This window comes from Chroococcidiopsis sp. (assembly GCF_051657925.1).
In the GTDB taxonomy this organism is placed as follows: domain Bacteria; phylum Cyanobacteriota; class Cyanobacteriia; order Cyanobacteriales; family Chroococcidiopsidaceae; genus Chroococcidiopsis.
In genome coordinates this window covers 1-4,844 of the sequence record NZ_JBOFLP010000301.1, presented here as the reverse complement: position 1 = coordinate 4,844, position 4,844 = coordinate 1, and the positions used below count along the sequence as shown (strand labels likewise).

The 4,844-nt window shown below is 46.0% G+C and carries 6 protein-coding genes; 4 read left to right on the top strand and 2 right to left on the bottom strand.

The window, feature by feature from the left end:
* From ACRC32_RS24455 to ACRC32_RS24440, 4 genes are all read left to right on the top strand, one after another.
* Positions 1-238, top strand: a 238-nt coding sequence (locus ACRC32_RS24455; protein WP_438556411.1) for a hypothetical protein, incomplete at its 5' end; no start/stop codon positions are given.
* On the top strand, positions 216-353 hold the full coding sequence (locus ACRC32_RS24450) for a hypothetical protein (protein ID WP_438556410.1): 138 nt from the start codon (positions 216-218) through the stop codon (positions 351-353). The genes ACRC32_RS24455 and ACRC32_RS24450, both read left to right, overlap by 23 nt.
* Positions 354-926: 573 nt before the next feature.
* A complete protein-coding gene (locus tag ACRC32_RS24445) occupies positions 927-1,424 on the top strand; it encodes an RNA recognition motif domain-containing protein (RefSeq protein WP_015154302.1) in 498 nt (165 codons plus the stop codon).
* Between the two features lie 695 nt (positions 1,425-2,119).
* Positions 2,120-3,400 (top strand): glycosyltransferase family 4 protein, encoded by a 1,281-nt coding sequence (locus ACRC32_RS24440; RefSeq protein ID WP_438556409.1) that lies wholly within the window; start codon positions 2,120-2,122, stop codon positions 3,398-3,400.
* On the opposite strand, the gene ACRC32_RS24435 is transcribed toward ACRC32_RS24440, so the two are convergent.
* Complete coding sequence (locus ACRC32_RS24435; RefSeq protein WP_438556408.1) at positions 3,359-3,577, bottom strand: hypothetical protein; 219 nt, start codon at positions 3,575-3,577, stop codon at positions 3,359-3,361. The two genes, ACRC32_RS24440 and ACRC32_RS24435, sit on opposite strands and share 42 nt — an antisense overlap.
* Positions 3,567-4,763 carry an alanine racemase gene (alr, locus tag ACRC32_RS24430; protein WP_438556407.1) on the bottom strand — a complete coding sequence of 399 codons (1,197 nt, stop codon included), beginning with the start codon at positions 4,761-4,763 and terminating at the stop codon, positions 3,567-3,569. The genes ACRC32_RS24435 and alr overlap by 11 nt, the downstream gene beginning before the upstream one ends.
* Between the last annotated feature and the right edge of the window lie 81 nt (positions 4,764-4,844).

Genomic DNA, 4,844 nt, shown 5'->3' with positions numbered 1-4,844 from the left:
GGGACCCCTCGGCTGTCTTTTGCTTAGACCCTCTACCGACCCTATCGATTTAATTGGAAGGCATGTTATCTTAACAGGCTGGTTCCGCCGTGGGGCTACGGCTTGGATCGATATTGAAATTTTACGAACTCAAGCCGGTAAAACCATTACCAGCAGCCATCAGGGTTGGTCGATCTCGCTGGCGATCGCTGCTACTATCTGGGGCGTTTACGTGATTGTCAAGGGAGGCAGTTATTAGCGATCGGGGAGCAGGGAGCAGGGAGCGGCGATCGGTCACCGATCGCCGATTACAATCTTCTTACCTCTTACCTCTCGCCTCTTACCTCTTACCTTTTGTTCAATGTAAAGATTAATTGCAACAATTCAGTTTAACGTGTTACATTTATTTACATAAACAACTAAAGTCCAGACCTAGCTGAAAGTTAAAGCGACCTAACGTCTTACGCTTCGGTTAATTTGGGTCAGGTTTTTCTCCTTCCAACACAGCAACAGCTAGACCAGCCACAGGCTGGTTTTTATTTCAGGAGTCAGTGAGACAGGTATCGCATTTCTGTACTCAATAGCCCGATCCGAAGTTAAAAAACTGACAATAAGCACAAATCTATTTTGAAAACAATATCTATAGTGTCAACCGTGATATTTTAAAAGATGGTGTCAACTTTCCAGGCGATCGGAAATATCATCAGGAGTCAAACGCCGTTGCGATCTAACCGCCAAAACTGCGTAGTCAAGCTTTTAGATCGTACCGTAGCATGATAAACTTATCAGTCTTTGCCAATACAATGAATTGGATTTTAGAAGTTGACAGTTTAAGGCAAAAGTTAGTTGACGACGGTTTGCGGTGATTCTTGCCACTATTCACCTCACACTCCTGTCAGAAATTTTGTTAACAACCTTAATTGCATCCAAGTTGAGAGGTACATTTCATGCCAGTCCGTTTATACATTGGTAATTTGCCAAAAGATGAAGTCGATCGGCAAGAGTTGCAAGCAGTTTTTGCTGATGCGGGTAGTAACGTGACTACGAAAGTCATTAAAGACCGCAAGACCGGAAAGTGCCGTGGTTTTGGTTTTGTTACTGTCAATAATGACGAGCAAGCAGACGAAATCATCGAGAAATATAACGGCTATATGTTTAAGGAAACGCCACTAAAGATTGAGAAGGCGTTGCCTCGTAACAAAGGTCAAGAAGAAGAAGACCAAGCCCCTGTTGCTAGTAGTGCTAATACTGGAGATGCTCCTGTTAGCAGCAACGCAGAAAAAAGCGGTGGCAATAAGCGTAGTGGGAAAAAACCTCGTCGTGGTGGTTCTGCCGGAACTTCTACAGGCTCGTCTGATGCCGAGGGAATTCGTCCCGATCCTCGTTGGGCTTCTGAACTAGAAAAGCTGAAACAGATGTTGGCAGCTCAAACTACTAATGGATAGGCATTTGATTGAGGGTTAGGTGTTGGGAGTCAAGGATTGTTTGCAATTAGCGGTTGACGATTAGCGAATAGTTGTCAGCTGTTTCTCATCTGCACTCCTACTCTCCCCCTATGCTCTCTAAGTGGGTGTTCTAGTTGTTTGAGTGACTGCGAAATGAACTCAACCTTGCCTCAAAATCTCTGGGCAAAAATGTGCTGTGCGATCGCTCTAGAGGCATATGGAAAAATTCGGATATTAAATGTATCCAATTAAATTTTTAAATACAATATAGAAAATAAACTTATACATTAAGTCAAAAATTATACAAAATTAACCGAAAGTCGAGCTTCTATACTTAGTGGTTTTTATACTTGAATTTCGTCGGAAAACTCGCTCGTAAGTTAACTCTTGCCAAGAATAACTAATTGAAGCTGTGCTTTAGGTGGAGGGAACTTGCAGCCATTGCAACTTTTCTTAAATATTTTTTGACATACCTAACTATCATCAATAAAAAGTAACAGTAGAAATCTATCTTTTGGAGCGGATAATTCCTAAGGAAGATTTGTATGCATGGCAATTCATCCACCTAGAGGATGCGATCGCGTGTGGTATTCTGTAAATTAAACTTAATAAACTTTAGGGGTAAAGACAGAAGCCTTTGTAAAGTCTCCTTACATTCACCCCTGTTACGGTGCAAATTCAATAGCCACAAAGCTATGAACAACAAAAATCAAAAGCGAATTGCCCTAATTTCAGTCCACGGCGACCCTGCGATTGAGATTGGTAAAGAAGAAGCTGGAGGGCAGAACGTTTATGTCCGCCAAGTGGGTGAAGCATTGGGTAAACTGGGATGGCAGGTTGATATGTTTACCCGCAAAGCAAGTGCAGAACAAGCAAAAATCGTCGAACATAGCGAGAATTGTCGGACAATTCGCTTAACTGCTGGTCCTGAGGAATTCGTTCCGAGGGACAATATTTTTGGTTATGCCTCGGAGTTTGTCGAAGCATTCCTCCAGTATCAACAGCAAACTGGTTATCGATATCCTCTAGTGCATACCAACTACTGGATTTCTAGCTGGGTGGGCATGGAATTGAAGAAAGCCCAATCCATCAAACAAGTCCATACCTATCACTCTTTAGGCGCAATTAAATATAAGTCAGTTGCAACCGTACCGCTGATTGCCTCGAAGCGGCTGGAAGTCGAAAAAAGGGTACTAGAAACAGCCGAGCGGATTGTTGCCACTAGCCCGCAAGAAAAAGAACACATGCGATCGCATGTCTCTACCAAAGGTAATATTGACATTATTCCTTGCGGTACAGATATTCATCGCTTTGGCGCGATTGACAGCAAAATTGCCAGACAACAGCTAGGAATTCCATCACAAAGCAAAGTTGTCTTTTATGTTGGACGATTTGACGAGCGCAAGGGAATTGAAACTTTAGTGCGAGCAGTTGCCCAGTTGCAATTGCGTGGTAAAGAAGACATCAAACTGATTATCGGTGGTGGTAGCCGCCCAGGACAAAGCGATGGCATTGAGCGCGATCGCATTGAAGGTATTGTCAAAGAATTAGGGATGAGCGATTTTACCTCTTTCCCCGGACGGCTAGGTGATGTCGATCTACCCATATACTACGCCGCTGCCGATGTTTGTGTCGTTCCCAGTCACTACGAACCATTTGGTCTAGTTGCCATTGAAGCGATGGCTAGCGGTACGCCAGTGGTGGCTAGCGATGTCGGCGGACTACAATTTACCGTCGTCCCAGAAGAGACAGGCTTACTCGCTCCACCTAAAGATGATGCAGCCTTTGCTGTTGCTATTGACCGAATCTTGAGCGATACAGCCTTCCGAAATCGCCTCGGCAAAGCAGCAAGACAAAGGGTAGAAGATATGTTTAGTTGGGAAGGAGTCGCCAAACAACTAGGCGAGCTTTACACCAAACTGATGACAGAAACATCAACCGTCGTACCCACGAAGAAAAAAGCTGTGAGTGCGTAACGAGGAGCGAGGAGTGAGGGAAAGAGGTAGTGCGTGGTGTGGGAAGTGTGGGGTGTGGGGTGTGGGGAATTTTGAATTGCTCCCTTGTCTCCCTTGCCCTCCTTGTCTCCCTTGTCTTCCTTGTCCCCCTTGTCTTCCTTGTCCCCCTTGTCCTTTCCCTCGCTCCTCACTCCTCACTTCTCACTCCTCCAACAGCAACCCGAGGCAGACGGTGCTTAAAGCCGCAGAGGATTTCCCAAGAAATTGTTTTTAAAACTGCTGCCCAATCATCAGCAGTAATTTGTTCTTTACCTTCTTGTCCGAGGAGAGTGACGACTTCCCCGACTGCTACATCTGGAATTGCCGTCACATCTAGCATTAACTGATCCATAGTAATAGCACCCATTTGGGGGATGCGCCGACCGCAAATCAGAGCCTCCATGCGGTTAGAGAGATTGCGCGGTACGCCATCAGCATAACCAATTCCCACCACAGCCAAGCGGAGTTCGCGATCGCTGACAAAATGATGTCCGTAGCTCACGCCTGTATTGGGGGGGATAGTTTTTACCTGCGTAATTCGCGCTTTGACTTGCAGCACGGGTTTCAACTGGACAGAACTGCTAAGATGGTCTGCTGGGTAGAGTCCATACATTGCTAACCCCACACGTACTAAATCGTAATGTAGATCGGGGCTAGTCAAAGTAGCAGCTGAGTTGGCTAAATGCAGCAATGGAAGAGAGACACCAGCCGCTTGAACCTGCGCGATCGCAGTTTCAAATCGCTGCTGTTGTTGCTGCATTATCCTGCGATCTGGGTTTTCTGCCGTCGCCAAGTGAGAGTAAATACTAGCAATTTGTAAGTGAGGTAAAGAATGTACTAGCTGTACGAATTCTGTTGCTTGTTCCCACAGGGGTCCAAGGCGAGACATCCCCGTATCGAGTTTGACATGAACTGGTAAATTACCACCCGTAGTCGCAGCCAAAGTTTCAGAGAAGACCAAAGCTTGTTTGGGGTCGCACAGCGTCGGTTGAAGTTGCCAGTGGGCGATCGCCTTTAGCTGTTCTGGCGTATGCGTTGCACCTAAAATCAAAATCGGCGCGTCAATTCCTGCTTGGCGCAGTTCAATTCCTTCCGGTATAGTTGCCACTCCCAACCAATTTGCTCCAGCATTCAAAGCTGTACGTGCCACCGTCACCGCTCCATGACCGTAAGCATCTGCCTTCACAACTGCCATTAACGCTGTTTTAGCCGCTAGCAAGCCCTTGAGTTGCCGCACGTTATGGGCTAGAGCACCTAAATTGATTTCCACCCAGGCTCTTTGACGCAATCCACCCACGACATCATTACTAAAAATCGTCTTCTCACTCTGCTCGTGACTCAGCATCCCCACTCCTCTAATCAGTTATCAGTTATCAGCTATCAGTGACCAGTGACCAGTTATCGCATGTCACACCCCACACCCCCC

Coding starts and splice junctions, on each gene's coding strand:
- alr (WP_438556407.1), bottom strand. CDS start 4,763: ATGCTGAGTCACGAGCAGAGTGAGAAGACGATTTTTAGTAATGATGTC.
- ACRC32_RS24440 (WP_438556409.1), top strand. CDS start 2,120: ATGAACAACAAAAATCAAAAGCGAATTGCCCTAATTTCAGTCCACGGC.
- ACRC32_RS24445 (WP_015154302.1), top strand. CDS start 927: ATGCCAGTCCGTTTATACATTGGTAATTTGCCAAAAGATGAAGTCGAT.